This is a genomic window from Granulicella sp. dw_53, assembly GCF_018449545.1.
Classification (GTDB): Bacteria; Acidobacteriota; Terriglobia; order Terriglobales; family Acidobacteriaceae; genus Edaphobacter.
In genome coordinates, this window is the sequence record NZ_JAAVUR010000001.1 from 155,099 (window position 1) to 171,740 (window position 16,642).

Sequence of the window (16,642 nt, forward strand, 5' to 3'; positions counted from 1 at the left end):
AATAGAAGTAAGGGCTCAGGAATTCGCAGCAGTCGGTTCTTCAAGATCCATACCCTCCGTTTCCTCGTCCTCTTCCTCGTCGTCGTCACCCTCGTAGTAGTCATCCAGCTCTTCGTCCACGGTTTTTTCACCGTCGTATGACACTGGAGACTCGAAGGTATCGGGCTGTGCTTCCAGCAAAACACTCTCATTGACAGACATGGGCAGGGCGATCGAACCTGCCTCCGACCTCAGCAACGACATGGCCGCGAGCATGCGGTCTCGCCACTCGTCATTCCACCATCCCTTGCACTGGTTCCGTCGGGCTTTCGCCGACTTCTCGGCATCCGTCCATAATGCCGTCCCTGAGTCGGAGAACAAGACGTGGCCGCGAACGACGATGTGCGGGTAGGGCAACATCTCTGGCTTTCCGCTAATCGCGTAGTGCCAGTAACGAAGCACGCCACGTTTGGTTGCGTATCCGACCACATCGCGGTATGTGCGCTTGCCGTTCACTCCCTCGAAAAAGATCCGTTCGTTTGCGCCTTTTTGCTGGTAATACCTGCTGGGCTGTGGGGCCATCCTTTGCACCGAAAACCCGTGGCCCTCGACTGCTTTATCCCAACCTTGGCGCAACAGACTTACCAGCGCACGAGACAGAGGGTGACTCCTTTGAGCGGTGTCAGCCGCAACAAGTTTGATCGAAGACTGGATGAAAATACTTCTATCCAGAAAATCGGCGACTTCCTCTGCGGGTGCGAACGTGACGAAGCTCAGGTCCGTCGCTTTGACGGCCGGCCAGGGTAAGCCGGAGACATCGAAGTCCAACTTGCCAGAAGTCCGGCGGGAAATATTGTGGCACCAAAGGGTTTCGGGCAGAGAAGCAATGCGATACCAGTTCGAAATCTCCGTCTCCTGCTCGTCAGTGACACCATGTTCGGCACTGAATTCAGCCTGAGACCGCCACCAGGTTGAAACGGCTTGGGGATTGAAGTTTGGATTCTTTGGGACGCCATCTTCCTCCAGCTTCTTCAATAGTTGATGTAAGCCAGTAGCCCATGATGAATTGAAAGAAACGTGGTTGAGACGTTGTATCTCAATGTCAACGTCCGAGTAAGGCAAGTCGTCTACCTTAAGCGCAATGATAAAGTCTCGAATCTGACTTTTTAGCTTGGAAGCTATGCCCTTGGCGCAGGCAAGTTCCTGCAATGTCCCGTCTTTCGTATTGGAGTGCCGAGAAAGAACGAAGAGGAAGCGAATCGAGTCTTCGCGGATCGCTTCTTGGATGTCTTTCCAGAAGTCTTCACCCCCAAGCAATTTCGTGATATCGCACCAGACCGGGTAGCCTTCATTCGCCAACTGGAGCGCTAGCCAACGAGCGAAACCATTGTCTTCTGGCGTCGCGTGGCTCAAGAACAACATTCGCCGCCGCGTGCCCGTCGATGCGCCGTTCTCCATCAGAAATACCTCATAAATAAAGGCTAATGTATTCTCTGTTGATATCCGGCTACCGAATAAGTGCTCTCAAGGCCACGTCTCCTGCTGGTTACGTGGCACTACCTCGACTTGGCGGTCCAGCGATACGACCAGACGCCGAAAAGGCATCTATGCTATTACACCATGTTCGCCATGCATTCGCCTAATAGGTTATCATGGGTCACGTCGATGGATACCCAGAACCTCCAACCGCGACACATTCAAGCTCGGCGACAATACGATGGCAAACGCTATGCGCGTCATCTGTCCCAGTCGGAACTTGATCGGCGCATCCGAGACATCTTCCTCAATCAACTGATCCTCACCAATGACGCCAAAATTGGCTTACCGCCGATCAGCGGGCAAAGCTTGCTTTGGATGGAGAAGTTCATCCATGTCTTAGAAGAGATGCAACTCCGCTATGGGCCATATCCCGCTGGTTTTACCCGGAACATCTTTCATCAGGAACCATTTCCAAACTTCGCATCTGATCTTGCTCGCAAGGCTGCGAGTGTCTTCAAGGATAAAGCCCTCGCTGCAAATTCGTTTCTTATCAAGTATGGGAAACGATCCTATATGGAGAGGCTCTTCTTCGGAGGAGCCCTGCGTATCCAACCTGCAAGCTACTTCGTGCAAAAAGATCTGAATGGCGCAGTCCGTGACGATGAGCGAAGGCTGCCGCTTTCGTTCGCCCTATCTGGCGACGACATCAGAAAGCTCGTGATTAACCCACGAGATGTTCCTGTAGTGATCCCCGAGCAGCGTGTGGATGTTGTGTTCCAATCTCCAGGTGACTATTGGATGTACTGCGTCACCGGATCTGTTGAGCCTCGTCTTTTCGCTGACTTCGAGGCTGACGCCTGTGTTCTGATTCGGGACCGACAGCAATTTGAAGAACGCCTCCGCAACGCAGCCTCGAAGGCTCTTGGGCAGGCTACGTATCAATGCGGACCGGTGGAATATGTGGATCCGCTTTTGCCGAAACATGCGCAAATCTTCCTGCCAATGGCAAAACACTTCGGATATTCCTATCAAGCCGAGTATCGTTTCGTCTGGTTCCCGATGAGTCCTGTTAGCGAACTCCGTCACGTAGACATTTCACTTGGAAATCTCGCAGAGATCGCCGATCTAGTCACACTATGAATTGTGAGAACGAGCCTGCTTTGTGGCTGTAGCCGCATGGCGTCTTCCACCGACCATCCCCGCAAATAATGGCGTGGGAAATGCGCAGCTGTATCCCCCGTTTAAGTTAGCAACCTCAATGGAAGTCATGCGACCGCATCTCTACATCGCTAAGCGCCAGTACATGCACGGCTGACGCTCTGACGTTGATAACACCGTCTTGATTTTGGAGCGTGCCATCGACGCGGAGAAACTTTCCGCGCGTCACGGTGATGCGGTTCCGCTCGTACAGTTGCGGATTGATGATGGCGTTCGAGATGCCCGTTTCATCTTCGAGGCTAAGGAAGATGAAGCCCTCGGCTGTACCCGGACGTTGCCGAGCAATCACCGCTCCTGCGATTCGGGTATAGGTTCCATCCAGCATCCCACGCAGGCTTGCGGCCGGCAGTACGCCAGCCGCATTCATCTCTGCCCGGTGATATGCCATTGGGTGCGGGCCAAGCGTTACCCCTGTACTGTCAAAATCAGCAACTAACCGCTCTTCAGTTGTCATGGGCCGCAGCGGAGCGGCGGCCTCCAGTTCGTGTTCGTCTCGGATATGCTCGAATAGGGGCCCAGCGGATTGCCCAGCACGCTCCGCGTTCCATAAAGCGGTGCGTCGGTGATGCTTCTCTCCAGTCCAGTTGAACGTTCCAGCTTTCGCCAAAAGCGTTAGCTCCGCCTTTTTGATCGACGGAACCCTGCGTCGAAGATCGTACTCCGAGGAGAACGGCCCATCCATTAAGCGAGCGTCGGTAATGGCGTCCGCTACTCTCTGCCGCAAGCCCTTCACATACTTCATCCCCATGCGGACGGCATAACGACCGGCATATCTGACGCGATCCTGCTCGCTTCGCTCTTCAAGCGTGCAGAACCAATCAGACCGCTGTACGTCAATCGGCACGATCTTGACGCCATGCCGCTTTGCATCATTCGCTATCGTGGCTGGCGAGTAGAACCCCATCGGCTGATTGTTAAAGAGGGCACAGGTATACGCCGCAGGGTAATGATGGCGCGTGTAGGCACTCGAATACGCGATCGAGGCGAAGCTGTGCGCGTGGGATTCTGGGAACATAAACTCCTTCACGGTCGCGAGTACACGCATCACCTCCTCCTGTGCTGCTGCACTAAATCCGTTTACGGTCATACCTTCGTGCAGCCGTGTCTTCAATCCAGCGATGATGGATTCCGAGCGTTTGCCGCCCATCGCCTTCCGCAGTTCCTCGGCTTCGCCGCCTGTGAGGTTCGCTGCGACCATCCCAATCTTCATCACCTGCTCCTGAAACAGAGGCACACCAAGCGTTCGTTCCAGAAATGGCTTGAAGGATGGATGAAGATAGGTCACAGGTTCTCTTCCGAGCCTGCGGGCAATGTAGGGATTGACGAACTTTCCCGTCACCGGGCCAGGGCGGATGATGGCAACCTGCATGGACAGGTCAGCAAAGCACTTTGGCTTAGTGCGGGGCAGTGCAGACATCTGGGCCCGGCTCTCAATCTGAAACAGGCCAACGGTATCGGCCTGCTGAATACTCTCGTACACCGCGTCATCCTGCGGAAGCTGCGCGTAGTCGAGTTGTTCGCCGTAATACTGCGGGACAAGGTAAGCGGCATCCTTGAGTACGGCAAGCATCCCAAGGCCGAGAAGATCCACCTTGATGATGCCCATGTCGGAGCAATCGTCTTTGTCCCATTGCACTACCGTCCGGCCAGGCATCGTAGCGCGTTCAATCGGCACCACCGAATCGAGATGCCCCTGGCAGATGACCATGCCTCCGGAATGCTGACCGAGGTTGCGGGGCAGACGCAATACATCACCGCATTTCTGAAGGTAGTGAACGATTCGCCGGTGCTTCAAATCAAGGCCGGCGGCCTTGAAGCTGTTTTCGAGCGTATCGCTCGGAGCCTTCCATTCCCACGCGCTCATGAGACCGGCGAGTTTCGCCGCCGTTTCCTGGTCGAAGCCGAGTGCTTTACCCACCTCTCGCGAAGCGGACCGGCTGCGGAAGGTGATGACGTTCGCCGTCATGGCGGCGCCCAACTCGCCGTAACGCTGATACACGTACTGAATCGCGCGTTCGCGATCAGTATCGCTGGGCAGGTCGAGATCGATGTCCGGCCATTCGCCGCGCTCTTCTGAAAGAAATCGCTCAAAGAGCAGGTCCAGTCCAACCGAATCGACGATAGTGATTTCGAGCGCGTAGCAGACAACACTATTCGCAGCCGAGCCACGCCCTTGAATCAAAATGCCGTTGTCCTTGCAGAAGCAGACAACGTCCCACACGATAAGAAAATACCCAGCCAACCCCAGCTTTTCGATGAGTCGCAGCTCGCGTTCTGCTTGCCGCTTGGCTTTCTCGTAAAGTGCCGGATCATTCTTAGGAAGATAGCGGCGACGCATACCTTCATCCACGCGCTTGCGGAGAAAGGAATCCATCGTCTCTCCATCAGGCACGGGATACGCCGGAAATTCGTATCCGAGGCCCGTCATCTGAAATTGCAGACGGTCCGACAGTTCGCGGGTGTTGGCAACAGCCTCAGGATAGTCGTAGAAAAGCCGGTGCATCTCGACTGCTGTATGCAAGTGCCGCTCTGCATTGCGGTTCAGGAGCCGCCCAGCCGTATCGAGACTTTTGCGGTGGCGGATGCAAGTGAAGATGTCCAGGACTTCACGCTCATACGGAGTGCCATAACTGACACCGCCCGTCGCCAGGAGCGGCAGGTTAAGCGAACGCGCAATACGAATCGCTGCACGGTTGCGATGCTCCTCTTCGCGGTCAAAGTGGCGCTGCAATTCGACGTAAACATTGCCGGAACCGAAGAGTTGTACCAACTTCTCTACGGCCTGGTGTGCGGCGTCGTAACCGCCGCGAGCCAATGCCGCAGCCAGCGGGCCTTAGATGCCACCCGTCAGGCAGACCAGACCGTTGCCGTACTCTTCCACGTCCGCAGCTACCGCCGCGCCTTCGGCCTTCGTTGCCTCGCGTAGCTTGAACTGCGTAAGCAGTCGCGAAAGATTCTGGTAGCCAAGGCGTGACTCTGCCAACAGCGGCAAACGCACAGGCTCAGCAGGAAGCTGATGGGGTAGATACGGGGCAGGTTGAAGGCGTTGGCCCAGGTCACTGACAGCAACCTCCGCGCCGATGTGCGCTCGCACCCCGCACCGTGTTCCCTCCATATGAAAGCGCGCTGCTCCATAAAGACCGTTGCGGTCGAGCAGCGCCATCGCAGGCATCTCCAGATGCGCCGCTTGCTGCATCAGGAACTCCGGCATAGTGGCGCCTTCGAGGAAGCTGAAAGCCGACCGCGCATGTAGCTCCACGTAGTCAGTCATACGTCCCCTGCAAATACCAGCAGCGGGAGCGTGGATCGAAGGCGATGCGACAGAGCCGTTCCACAGTCCCGTTCTCCAACCGGACATCCCACTCTTCGCGGCACCAGTTGGCCTCCGACCACCACTGTCCACTCACGCGGACCGGACCTGCAGCATCCCGGACAACATAGGCCGCTCCATCCCAGAAGACCCGCACAGGTGCATGGTTCGCAAGTGAAACGCCGACCATGTGCGGTGGACGCGAGACGCGCAGAGCGAGAGGCGTCGAGAGTGACTGCCTCTCGTTCCGACGTGGTGGCGGCGGCTCAAACGGGACCATGCGAAAGGCGTTCGGTCGATGGTCGTCGGTCAGTTCCGGCGAGCCGACCCGTTGCTCTCCCAGGAGCTTCCGCATTCGCGCGAGCATCACTTCGAGCTGTCCCGGCTCCGGCGCTTGCGGCAGAAAGAGGCCATGCTGCGCTCGATACGGGGCGGCTGACTGCGCGTGAAGTTCTAAACCCACAATCCCTGCGCTCGGAGGATGCGTCTCCAGATCGAGCTGGAGGAGCTTGAGCAGGGTCGCCGTATCCTGCAACGGCAACGCAGGGCGAACGGTGCGCTCATGCTGTGCGCCGCCGTCGAGACGCAACACGACCCGGAGCGCGGCGATGGCCCGTGCCTTCCCGCGAACACGCTCCAGTAACTCCGTCGTCATGCGGGAGAGCAGAAACAGCAGACGTTCCAACTCCTCTACCGGAAAGTCCAGTTCCATTCGCTCTACCAGACCGGCCTCGAAGCTCGGTTCAATCGGGAACATCAAGTGCGGCCATGTACCGCACGCGAGAGAATGCAGTTTCTTTCCCGCTTGACCGAGCCGCGCAATCAAATCTGTCTCTGCCAGCGCGGCCAGCTCCGCACAGGTGCGAATACCCCAGGCCGCAAAAGTCGCTTCATGCTCCGGTGCAAGGTGGAGCGCCGTGACCGGGAGCTGACCGATCGCGTGCGCCTCGCAGCCGGACGGCACAATGGAGACGCCAGTCCTGCCACATGCAAGCGATATCGCAGCGTGGAAGTTCTCCGCGACGGCAATGTTCGCAAGAAAGCCCGCCGTCATCACACTCCGTCGCAATTTGTTCGCAAGCTCCGCAACATCGCCGTACAGGAGATCCATACCGCGAATGTCGAGCGCATAGGTGCCGGGCCGCTCTTCCACCGACTCGATACGGGGTGAGAACATGCACGCGACCTGGTGAACGGTGGCATGGGCCGTATGCTCATGCTCGATAACACGACGGAGCGCGACGACTTCCGGGAATGTTTCGGCCTGTAGCCGAGTCATGCCGATCTCGACACCTTGAGAACGTGCCGCATGGTTGGCCGCGAAAACCATCTCAGTTGGCGGCTCTCCATCCAGCACGACAAACGGTCTTTTCCGCAAGTCCGGGCGCTGACGCGCCGCGGCCTGTGCGAAGAAGTTCGATGGATGGAGAACGGCGTACATTTACCGCACCCTCGACCAAAGCGTCTCCGCCGACCAGCTCGCGCGCTGTACCGGCTTGCGTTGCTGGAACGGCGAGCCTTCGTTGCGATTGCGTTCTCGCGCGAACTGGTACTGCTGTTGCTCGAACAACGGAGTCTCGCCCTGGCTACTGAATGGCACAACCGCAGCCGGTTCACAACGAACCGACAACGTCGCGCAACTGCTGGCGCAGGGGGATTGCGTGAGGAAGACCAGCGCGGTGCGTGCATGTTCCGCCGCAAGCCGAAAGCGATACCACGTCCCCAGCGGGATGCGTTGCGTGTGTTGCGGCAACACATCGCTCATATCAAGCACGACTGCTGCAAAGCCTCCCGTCTGCAAGAGGAGATCGGTCGCCTTCAGTGCTTGCTCCAGCCGGGACCATGGCTTATCTGTCAGCTTCGTTCGGCGTTCCGCAGACATGCGAAGCCAGAGCAGCCGTCGCAATTCCACACCGGAAGCCGCTGCTGTCTCCGGCGACAGGGCATCGCTCACATCCACCCAGGCGCACGCATTGCCAAGCTGGGTGATTGAAGCGAGGGTGCAAAGGGCAAACGATGTCTTGCCCGTGGAGGACGGGCCGCTGACCTCGGTTATGGTTCCACGCGGGATACCGCCCCCAAGCATGGCGTCCACCTCCGCCATGCCGCTCGCAAAGACCTCCGGGGCCTGTTTGATCTTGAGCGTGAGCGCGGCGGGCACACGTTGGGCCAACGTAGACTCAATCTGGACTCGGATTGCGGTGGCGGAGGGCATAAGCGTATTCGCTTTATCTTCGCCTATCGGGTTATCACCCCGTCAACCCGTATTGCCCTATAAAGAGGGCATTATCCTCTAAGTTGTTGAATGTAAGGCTAATAATAATTAACTGCGACGGGTATGCAGACGTTCACTGATCGGGACTTGGCCGGCCACTATGCTGCCGGAAACTGGCACCAGATTTATGGGAGTGAATCGAACAGGTCTTTAGAGCGGATCGAAAGCGCCCCGGCCAGCTTCACAATGTTTTCCAAAGCAACGTTTCGTTCGCCGCGCTCGACGCTGCCCACGTAGTTGCGATGTAAACCGGCCCGTTCCGCCAATTCCTCCTGCGAATAGCCGCGCTCCTCGCGTAGAGCGCGTAAGGCTATTCCAAAGAGGGACTTAATTGAAGCTTTGGGCACTCCCTAATGCTTGGGGATAGACCACTATGAGTCTACACACGATGAGTGTGATATTCTCCGTTTCAGTCGAGCCCACTAGAGTGTTGTCATGTTCGAGTGCAAGGACGTTGCAGGTCGCGTGGTCCGTTCGATCCACCTTTACGGGGGTGGACCGGAGTGTCCAGAAGTCTCTATCGACTTTGAGGACGGCACGAATTTTACGGTCAGCCTCGCTACAAAGCACACGTTGGAATACATGTTGACGCGGGACGAAGGCGGGGAACCCATCGTACTGAGCCAGGACGAAGTTCCCGTCCAGCATCTCTAACGGATCAGCGCGGGTTCCAATCGAATTCCACTAAGCTGACACTCGTGGTCGCTTGTCGTTCAAGAGTTTAAGAACACTCGAATCCACCAGATAGTTGATGGTCGCTCCGCAGGCGAAACATTCGGTCTCTTGCAAGTCGCCTGTCTCTGTTTGATCTTCAATCGAGCAAGATCGTAAACACTCTGGGCAGGTCACGACGACATAGCCAGCGTCCTTGCGCGGAATCCAAAGGGGAGCTTTGTCGGCTTTGCCAATATGAGCGCGGATCGGGGATTCTGAGATCAGTTCCTTCATCTTTGCCTTTAGGTCTGTCGGAGTGTATTCACCTTTTTGAAAGAAATGATCCACCAGCAAACCGAGGGGCATGGTCGCAAGAATGAACTCGCCGCTGATCCCGATGGTTGGTAGATGGGGAAACCTGCGGCGAACAATGGAGAGCAATTCAAACCCGGACATGTTCGGCATTCTTAAGTCGGAAATAATCATGTCCGGCAGGATTTCTCTGAGTATCTTGAGAGCATCGAAACCATCTTCGGCAGTGCGGACCGAAAACCCGAAACTCCGCACGATGGCGGCGGTGGTCTGAAGCAGGACGGGATCATCGTCGACGATGAGTACACGGCATTTGAAAAGGCGGCTTACATCCATATGAGGTTACCTGTGTCTTTCTTGCAGGAAACCCTTGGGCTCGCGCAATAGCGCCCTTGACCTGTTCGTGACTTGAAGAGGGTTTGACAGCGGGCACGAACGATTCTGCGCACTCTACTGTCTGAGATGGATCTTACTCCCCTCAACCATTAGTTGTCTGAAACGGCGTTAGAGCTGGGGTGCAACGTCTCCCACCGGACGTTTCGTCGGCAAAGTGATGCGGAAGGTCGTGCCGTTCCTGCGGGGAAGGGCGCTGCTTCGGGCAGAGATCGTGCCGGCATGGCGCTCAATGATCTTCTTTGAAAGGGCGAGGCCAAGCCCGGTGCCCCTATTTTCCTTCGTTGTGAAGAAAGGCTCGAATAGGCGCGCGACGTGATCGGGCGGCATTCCGTGCCCATTGTCCGCAACAAGCAGCTGCACTTGAGAGTCGCGCTTGCGCAAGCGAAGCGAAATCGTCCCACCTTCCGGAAGTGCGTCAAGCGCGTTCGCCAACAGATTGGAAACGACCTGCAAGATTTCTCCCGAATAGATTTCAGCGAAGCTTTCCTTCGCGAAGTCCCGTATGAGGTGAATCTTTTGAGCCGTGATGCGGCGATGGTGAATGCGGAGTGCCGCCTCCGCGAGTTCGATCAAGTCGACTTCCTGTGCGTTTGGCAGCATACGGGCAAAGCCGAGGGTCTGTGCTGCGATCTGATGCACGGTGGCCATCTCTTCTTTCGCTTGACGGAGATGCTCACGGATCGGGGCTAAGTCATTCTCTTGGTCGGCCAGGTGGATGAGATAGCCGACGGCTTCCAAAGGGTTGCGAATCTCGTGCATCACTTCGAGTGCGAATTGTCCCGCCAATGCTCGTTCTTCGGCTTTTCGTAACGCCTCTGCCGCGATGTCTAGCTTCGCTCGCAAATCTTTAATGATGTCCGCTTCCATCGCTTTCTCCGGGTTCCTGCACATGAGCTCTGGAGAGACCGCGTTGGTGTCTTAGGCGACATACGAGCGCGTAGACCAGCGAACAGCTTGGCCTTTGAGATGCATCACCCGCCGAAACTGTTGGATAAGCCAAGGTTCGAGGGAGGTGTCTCCTCCCTGTCTCCAGCCGCGCTGCGTCTTCCGTCACCCACCTCAGCGGGCCGTTCCCGCCCGCAACGCCCACCCCAATAAGTCCTGTGCGCGATGCGCACGAAGAAGGAAGACAAGCCTCGCTAAGGGGCTCTGCCCCGATCGCGCGCGTCAAGGGGTTTCCCGCAGTCTTCCGCGCTTCGCTTGTGCAGACCTCCGCTGCGCTTCGCCCTTTCCGTTCCGCCTTCGGCTCCCTCTCCAAGGGTGGGAGATACCCCTCCCCTTGACGCTTGCTACCCCCGCCTTCGCCAGGTGGCGTTCGGCATGTACATGCCGCGTTTCAACGCGGAAGTGCAAAAGCAAAAGCCGACCAAGGAGCAAAGCGATGAAAAAGACCGATACCAAGAACAGGCCGAGTATCTATCAGACCGTTACCGACCGCATCCTCTCCAGCCTCAAGGCTGGCGTGATTCCGTGGGAAAAGCCGTGGAAGACCCCACGGTTTACAGGCGGGCCATTCCCGCGCAACTTCTCCACCGGCAAGCCCTACCGGGGAATCAACGTCCTCTTGCTTTGGTCGAGCGACTACAGCAGCCCGTTCTGGCTCACCTTCAAACAGGCGCAGGACTTGAAGGGCCATGTTCGCAAGGGCGAACGCGGAACGCCGATTGTCTTTTATAAGCAGCTAACCGAACGCTCCGAGAAGGACGGCGGAGGGAACGAGGACGACGAACGTGCCCCGTTTCTTCTCTGCCATTACACCGTGTTCAACGTGGAGCAGTGCGACGGCCTCAACCTGCCCGAAATCGAACAGCCCACGACCGCGCAGGAGATCGACGAAGACGAACGCTGTGAAGGCATTGTGACCGCTTGGGGGAACCGTCCCGCTTTACATCTGACCAGCGCCAGCGAGTGCCGCGCCTACTACCGCCCAAGCACGGACTCTGTACACATGCCCGCGCGGAGCCGCTTCGTGGATGCGCCGCACTACTACAGCACTCTTTTTCATGAGCTAGTCCACAGCACCGGCCACGAAAGCCGCCTCAACCGCACCTTTGGCGACCACTTCGGCGATGAGCTTTACAGCAAGGAGGAGTTAGTTGCGGAGATGGGCGCAGCATTCCTTTGCGCAATCGCTGGCATTGCGAACGAACACACCGACCGTAACACCACCGCCTACATCCAGAACTGGATTTCTAAGCTGGAGGAAGATAACCGCCTTGTCATCCATGCCGCCGCCAATGCCCAACGCGCGGCCGATTGCATCCTTGGCGAGAGCTTCGAGGCGACGAGCCAGACAGTGGAGCGTACAGAAGAAGCGGAGTCTTTAGGGGTGGCAGCATGAAGACCATCCTTGCCATTCTCGTGAAGGCCGGAGGTTGGCGTCCTGACCTCTACCTCAAGATCGAAAACCCGCCCTACTTGGAACTCGTTATTGAGGCCGTGGACGAGTCCGGCCCTTGCGGTCTGCGTGCCCTGTCCGTCGCGCACTACGGAGAACAGAACGGCGACCTCATGCGCGACCCGGAGATGTGCTTTGAGCTTGGCTTCGCCGGTGGCGCACACCTGAACCCGTTCTATTGGCGCAATGACTATGTAGGCATCGAGCAGTGGAGCCGCTTCATTCAAGAAAGCAACTACTGCTTTCACACGCAGCTTTACGAGCAGCACACACAGTTTGCGAAGACGTGGGACAACAACCTGCGTGTCCAGGGCTTCGCGGAAGTTTTCACGGACAAGTGCATCGTCGGCTAGTCCGCTCCTCTTGGAGCGGACGCCCAAACTGTGCCGCTCCCCGCTATTCACCCCCAACCGCTCGAAAGGAGCACACCATATGCAGACCGTAGCTATAACCCCGAATGCCGTACCGCAGGAAGTCCCTCTTTCCCTCTTGATTGAGTCAGCCACCAACCCCCGCCAGCACTTCGAGGAAGACGACCTCAACGAATTGGCGGAAACCATTCGCAAGTCCGGCGTCTATCAGGCCATCCTCGCCCGTCCCAAGGATGACCGCTTGGAAATCGTGTTTGGCGCACGGCGTTATCGTGCCTCGCGACTGGCAGGGAAGGAAACCATTCCCGCGCTTGTCCGTGAGATGAGCGATGTTGAAGTGTTGGAGGCGCAGCTTGTCGAAAACCTCCAGCGCCGCGATGTACACCCGATGGAAGAGGCCGAAGGCTATAAGCGGCTTCTCGCATTGACGGAGCCGACCTATACCGTCGAGCAGATCGCCGCGAAGGTGGGCAAGACGCCCGGTTATATCGCTACGCGGTTGAAGCTGACGGATTTGTGCGATGACGTTGCTGCCGCGTTCTATCAGAACCACATCGGCGTCGGTCATGCGCTCCTGCTGGCGAAACTGCCCGGAGAGATGCAGACCCTTGGGCTGACCGCTTGCTTCAAAGAGGTGTACACCGGAACAGGCGACAAGCCAGCGCCAATTCTTCTCCCCGTCCGCAATCTGCGTTTCTGGATTGAGACGAACGTATTGCTACTGTTGAAGGACGCACCCTTTGACAAGCGCAACGGCGACCTTGTTCCCGCTGCCGGGAGTTGTGTGGACTGCCCTAAGCGAACAGGACATAACAAGCTCCTGTTTGCCGACCTCGGCAAGCAGGATGCCTGCACCGACCCCGGTTGCTATCAGGCGAAAGTTCAGGCCCACATCGCGGCTGCCGTCGCAGCCAAACCGCAGCTCGTGCAAATCAGCACGTCGTACCGCGCACAAGCCGAAGACAGCACCGTCCTATCGCGCAACAAGTATGTCTCCATCCGCGAAGACAAGCCCAAGGACAAGGCGCGGGCCAAACAACCGGAGTACAAGACCTGCAAAGACACCATCACCGCCATCATCGCGGACGGAGAAGGCCAAGGCACAATGCAGAAGGTCTGCACGAACCCTATCTGCCGGGTGCATCATCCCAAGGACGAAGAGCGGACACAGGACGAGGCCAGCCGTGCGAAGTGGAAGACCGAGCAGGAGAAGCAGCGCCGCGAGGAGGCCATCGCCAATACCACCGGCCTCCGCGTTCTCTCTGCCATCGGCTCCGCCGTACCGGTACGGTTGCTCAAGCGCGACCTGCTTCTCGTCGCAGAGCGGCTGATGTCTGTGATGGAAGAGAATCGCATCGAGGCGTTGGCGCGGCAGCACGGCATTCGCCAGAAGCGCGACGATGGAGGCATCAAGAAGACGCTGACGGCCTACCTTCGCCGTGCGGATGAAGGCACCCTCTCCCGTCTGTTGGTAGAAGCAAGCATTCTGCTGGCAGCTTCACGCGGCAACGCCACGACGATCCTCAAGGATGCCGCCGTTGCGTACAAGGTGGACACTGAAGCCATCGGCCTAAAGGTCAAGCAGGAGTTCGCGGCCAAGGATAAGGCGAAGAAAGAGGCCAAACCAGCGGCTCCCGGAACGGTGAAGAGTCGCAAGGCGGCATAGCCACTTTGGGGAGCCGTGAGGCTCCCCAAATTTTGCTGTTACATCGGCGGCTCCGCGCCGGGCGGCAGGACGACGTTCCCCCTTCCTGCACTTTTCCCCTTTACTGCCTGCGGCACTCCAGCAGTGACGAAATGGGCGTTTACCCGTATCAACATCCTTCAGAAACTAGCGCGAACACCTCCATTGAAGACGCGCCCGTCAAGGGGAGCCCACGCATCGGTCGTCCATCGACCGTCCGGTCCGCGTGTTGGGCGGAGCAGCGGATCGTATTTCGTCTGACGGACATTTCCCAGATTTTCGGCATTCACATAAGCCTTGAACCGCCCGAATCTCTTCTCGACTAGGAAGCCAAACAGCACATACTGTTCCGATTGCGTACGGTATGGATTGTCGTCCAGCCGTTGCGTGCCGGTGTAATAGGCTTCTACGCCAATGCGTGCGGCGTTCTCACGCTCCCACGTACCGACCAGTCCCGCACTGTGCCGTGGCGTCAGCTCCACGTCCTGGCGAACGGTACCGGGCTTCTCTCTCGCATGTGTGAACGTGTACGACGCAACGGCAGAAAACTCACCCTCGCGCCATGTCGCCACGTTTTCGACTCCGATATTCTCGGTCGCGTCAGCGAGGTTGCGCAGCGTGTATGCGGTCTGCTGCTCTGTGTAGAGCGGATGGTGAACGTTCGAAGCGAACAGCGTGCTCGTTGCCGTCCAATGTGCCCAGTTCCGGGTGAGGTCGAAGGTTAGCCCACGACCGCGCTCGACGAAAAGCGGCGCTATGACCGTGAGCCTACGTAATCCAGCCGCTTCTGTATCCTCGGTCAATGCGCTTGGCGTGGAAAAGCCTTGCCCGAGCGACAATCGGCTTGTCCATCTATGACCGCGCATGAGGGCGGCGAATCGTGGGCTGAAGAGCGTGCCGTACTGGCTGTGAAAGTCTGCGCGTGCCCCGAGGGAAAACGTCAGCCAGTGTGCCGCCTGTATGTCGTCCTGCACGAAGATGCCCGGATTGCGGTAAGTGTAGCGATAGACCGGCACATCCTTGGGGCGGTACGCGTCGCGTTCATATGCGCCTCCCGCAACCCATGATTGCTTGCCATGCGCCCCTCGTATTGACGCCTCCGCAAAGAGCAGTTCATGACGGTCACGTTCGAGGTCATCCCCAAACAAATGGCGGTGCTGCTGGCTGGAGTACGAACCACGCAGCGCCACTACATACTTGCCGGCGACGAGCATCTGGGAAGACACGCCGATGTCTTCCCGGACACTGTGTAAAGACTCGATGTAGGGTAGGCCTGTTGCTGGCAGGCCGCGTCCCGGCAGCGTTCCACCGGTACGGTCTTCATAGGTGAACCCGTTGGTTATCAGACCGCTGTTGCCCTTGCCGTTGTCCCAGAAAAAACGGGGCCGGACGACGCCTCGGTTGTACCCAGCGAGATCGGCCCAGCCAACATTGTTGAGGTCACGGGCAATCTGCCAATCGCCCATGCCTAGGAGCGAACCGCTGGTGTGAGGCGACAGCTTCCCATCCAGGTATGCGGATACATCGGTGCCACCCAGTGTGGTCTGATTCACGATGAAGTCGCGTGCGGGCTTGTCGCCGGGGCGTCTTGTGGTGAGGTTCACCACACCGCCCATCGCACCTGCTCCATACAGAGCCGATGCCACTCCTTTGATAATTTCAACGCGGCCGAGATCGACAGGAGGGATCTGCAACAGACCAAGTCCTGATCCTTGCTGGCCGAAGAGCGGCAGGCCGTCTGCGAGAAAACGCGTGTACCGGCCCTTCATGCCTTGGATGCGCACGGTTGATGATCCAAGCGAGGACGAAGTGGTCTGCACGCGAATGCCACTGGTTTCGTTCAGCATCATCACGATATTGCCCGGCGTCATCATCGTCTTCTCATCCACCTCCTCCTGACCGAGGAGTTCAATGCGAGTCGGCTGATCTTCAAGACGGCCTTCCGTACGCGTCGCGTAGACGGTCACCTGTTGTTGCACGGGCTCTGGCTTCTGCTGTGGGGATTGTTGCTGCTCCTGTCCGAGCAATGGCAAGCCAAGTGAGAGCAGCACTGCGAAAAGGCGAAGACACTTCACGAAGTTCTCCCTTGCTTGCGAAGGCTGCGCTTTGTACCGCTGGGCTTGGATGAATGCTCCAGATTCTCCAGAATCGGACAATCACCGATGAGACAGTCGCCGTGACACAGTTCCTTCATCTTGCCGAGAGCGATGCGGATGGAGCGCAGATCCGCGATCTTTTTCTCTACTTCAACGAGCTTCGTATCGATGCTTTTGACCACATCGGCGCAGAGTTCGCCTGGCTCCCGCTTCAGATGCAATAGCTCTCGAATTTCTGTGAGCGTGAATCCGAGGGATTGCGCGCGGCGAATGAACACAAGGCGCTCCGCAGCGGACGCCGGGTATTGTCTGTGTCCACTGCTCGACCGCGGAGGGGGCTGCATCAGGCCGACACGCTCGTAGTAACGCAGTGTCTCCAGGTTGATTTCACAGACTTGGGCGAGTTCGCCGATCGTAAGAGTTTGCATATCGTCTGATCTGACGATACGACCCGTACCTAACTACGGGTC

15 protein-coding genes are annotated in these 16,642 nt (G+C 57.6%); 5 read left to right on the plus strand and 10 right to left on the minus strand.

Annotation, left to right across the window (positions count from 1 at the left end; all coding sequences use genetic code 11):
* Positions 1-15 precede the first annotated feature (15 nt).
* Complete coding sequence (locus tag HB393_RS00690; protein ID WP_213803225.1) at positions 16-1,437, minus strand: toll/interleukin-1 receptor domain-containing protein; 1,422 nt, start codon at positions 1,435-1,437, stop codon at positions 16-18.
* A gap of 207 nt (positions 1,438-1,644) precedes the next feature.
* Between HB393_RS00690 and HB393_RS00695 the strand changes: the two genes are divergently transcribed.
* Complete coding sequence (locus tag HB393_RS00695; protein ID WP_213803226.1) at positions 1,645-2,598, plus strand: hypothetical protein; 954 nt, start codon at positions 1,645-1,647, stop codon at positions 2,596-2,598.
* Between the two features lie 115 nt (positions 2,599-2,713).
* Here the strand turns inward: HB393_RS00695 and HB393_RS00700 are convergent, their stop codons facing one another.
* The 5 genes from HB393_RS00700 to HB393_RS00715 form a co-directional block, all read right to left on the minus strand.
* Positions 2,714-5,491 carry an error-prone DNA polymerase gene (locus HB393_RS00700; RefSeq protein WP_345944956.1) on the minus strand — a complete coding sequence of 926 codons (2,778 nt, stop codon included), beginning with the start codon at positions 5,489-5,491 and terminating at the stop codon, positions 2,714-2,716.
* Positions 5,492-5,509: 18 nt separating this feature from the next.
* Complete coding sequence (locus HB393_RS25590) at positions 5,510-5,947, minus strand: PHP domain-containing protein (RefSeq protein WP_345944957.1); 438 nt, start codon at positions 5,945-5,947, stop codon at positions 5,510-5,512.
* Positions 5,940-7,427: a DNA polymerase Y family protein gene (locus HB393_RS00705; protein WP_213803227.1), complete on the minus strand. Its 1,488-nt coding sequence runs from the start codon at positions 7,425-7,427 to the stop codon at positions 5,940-5,942. The genes HB393_RS25590 and HB393_RS00705 overlap by 8 nt, the downstream gene beginning before the upstream one ends.
* Positions 7,428-8,201: a hypothetical protein gene (locus HB393_RS00710; RefSeq protein ID WP_213803228.1), complete on the minus strand. Its 774-nt coding sequence runs from the start codon at positions 8,199-8,201 to the stop codon at positions 7,428-7,430.
* 185 nt (positions 8,202-8,386) lie between these two features.
* Complete coding sequence (locus tag HB393_RS00715; protein ID WP_213803229.1) at positions 8,387-8,608, minus strand: helix-turn-helix domain-containing protein; 222 nt, start codon at positions 8,606-8,608, stop codon at positions 8,387-8,389.
* Between the two features lie 88 nt (positions 8,609-8,696).
* Between HB393_RS00715 and HB393_RS00720 the strand changes: the two genes are divergently transcribed.
* Positions 8,697-8,915: a hypothetical protein gene (locus HB393_RS00720; protein WP_213803230.1), complete on the plus strand. Its 219-nt coding sequence runs from the start codon at positions 8,697-8,699 to the stop codon at positions 8,913-8,915.
* Between the two features lie 30 nt (positions 8,916-8,945).
* On the opposite strand, the gene HB393_RS00725 is transcribed toward HB393_RS00720, so the two are convergent.
* Positions 8,946-9,563 (minus strand): response regulator, encoded by a 618-nt coding sequence (locus tag HB393_RS00725; RefSeq protein WP_213803231.1) that lies wholly within the window; start codon positions 9,561-9,563, stop codon positions 8,946-8,948.
* A gap of 168 nt (positions 9,564-9,731) precedes the next feature.
* On the minus strand, positions 9,732-10,490 hold the full coding sequence (locus tag HB393_RS00730) for a HAMP domain-containing sensor histidine kinase (protein WP_213803232.1): 759 nt from the start codon (positions 10,488-10,490) through the stop codon (positions 9,732-9,734).
* A gap of 514 nt (positions 10,491-11,004) precedes the next feature.
* On the opposite strand from HB393_RS00730, the gene HB393_RS00735 reads away from it, so the two are divergent.
* From HB393_RS00735 to HB393_RS00745, 3 genes are all read left to right on the plus strand, one after another.
* A complete protein-coding gene (locus tag HB393_RS00735; protein ID WP_213803233.1) occupies positions 11,005-11,964 on the plus strand; it encodes an ArdC-like ssDNA-binding domain-containing protein in 960 nt (319 codons plus the stop codon).
* A complete protein-coding gene (locus HB393_RS00740; RefSeq protein ID WP_213803234.1) occupies positions 11,961-12,374 on the plus strand; it encodes a hypothetical protein in 414 nt (137 codons plus the stop codon). Before HB393_RS00735 ends, HB393_RS00740 begins: the two co-directional genes overlap by 4 nt.
* A gap of 79 nt (positions 12,375-12,453) precedes the next feature.
* On the plus strand, positions 12,454-14,058 hold the full coding sequence (locus HB393_RS00745; RefSeq protein WP_213803235.1) for a ParB/RepB/Spo0J family partition protein: 1,605 nt from the start codon (positions 12,454-12,456) through the stop codon (positions 14,056-14,058).
* Between the two features lie 158 nt (positions 14,059-14,216).
* Here the strand turns inward: HB393_RS00745 and HB393_RS00750 are convergent, their stop codons facing one another.
* Both HB393_RS00750 and HB393_RS00755 read right to left on the minus strand, forming a co-directional pair.
* Positions 14,217-16,151: a TonB-dependent receptor gene (locus tag HB393_RS00750; protein ID WP_213803236.1), complete on the minus strand. Its 1,935-nt coding sequence runs from the start codon at positions 16,149-16,151 to the stop codon at positions 14,217-14,219.
* On the minus strand, positions 16,148-16,600 hold the full coding sequence (locus HB393_RS00755; RefSeq protein ID WP_213803237.1) for a MerR family DNA-binding protein: 453 nt from the start codon (positions 16,598-16,600) through the stop codon (positions 16,148-16,150). The genes HB393_RS00750 and HB393_RS00755 overlap by 4 nt, the downstream gene beginning before the upstream one ends.
* Positions 16,601-16,642: the final 42 nt, after the last annotated feature.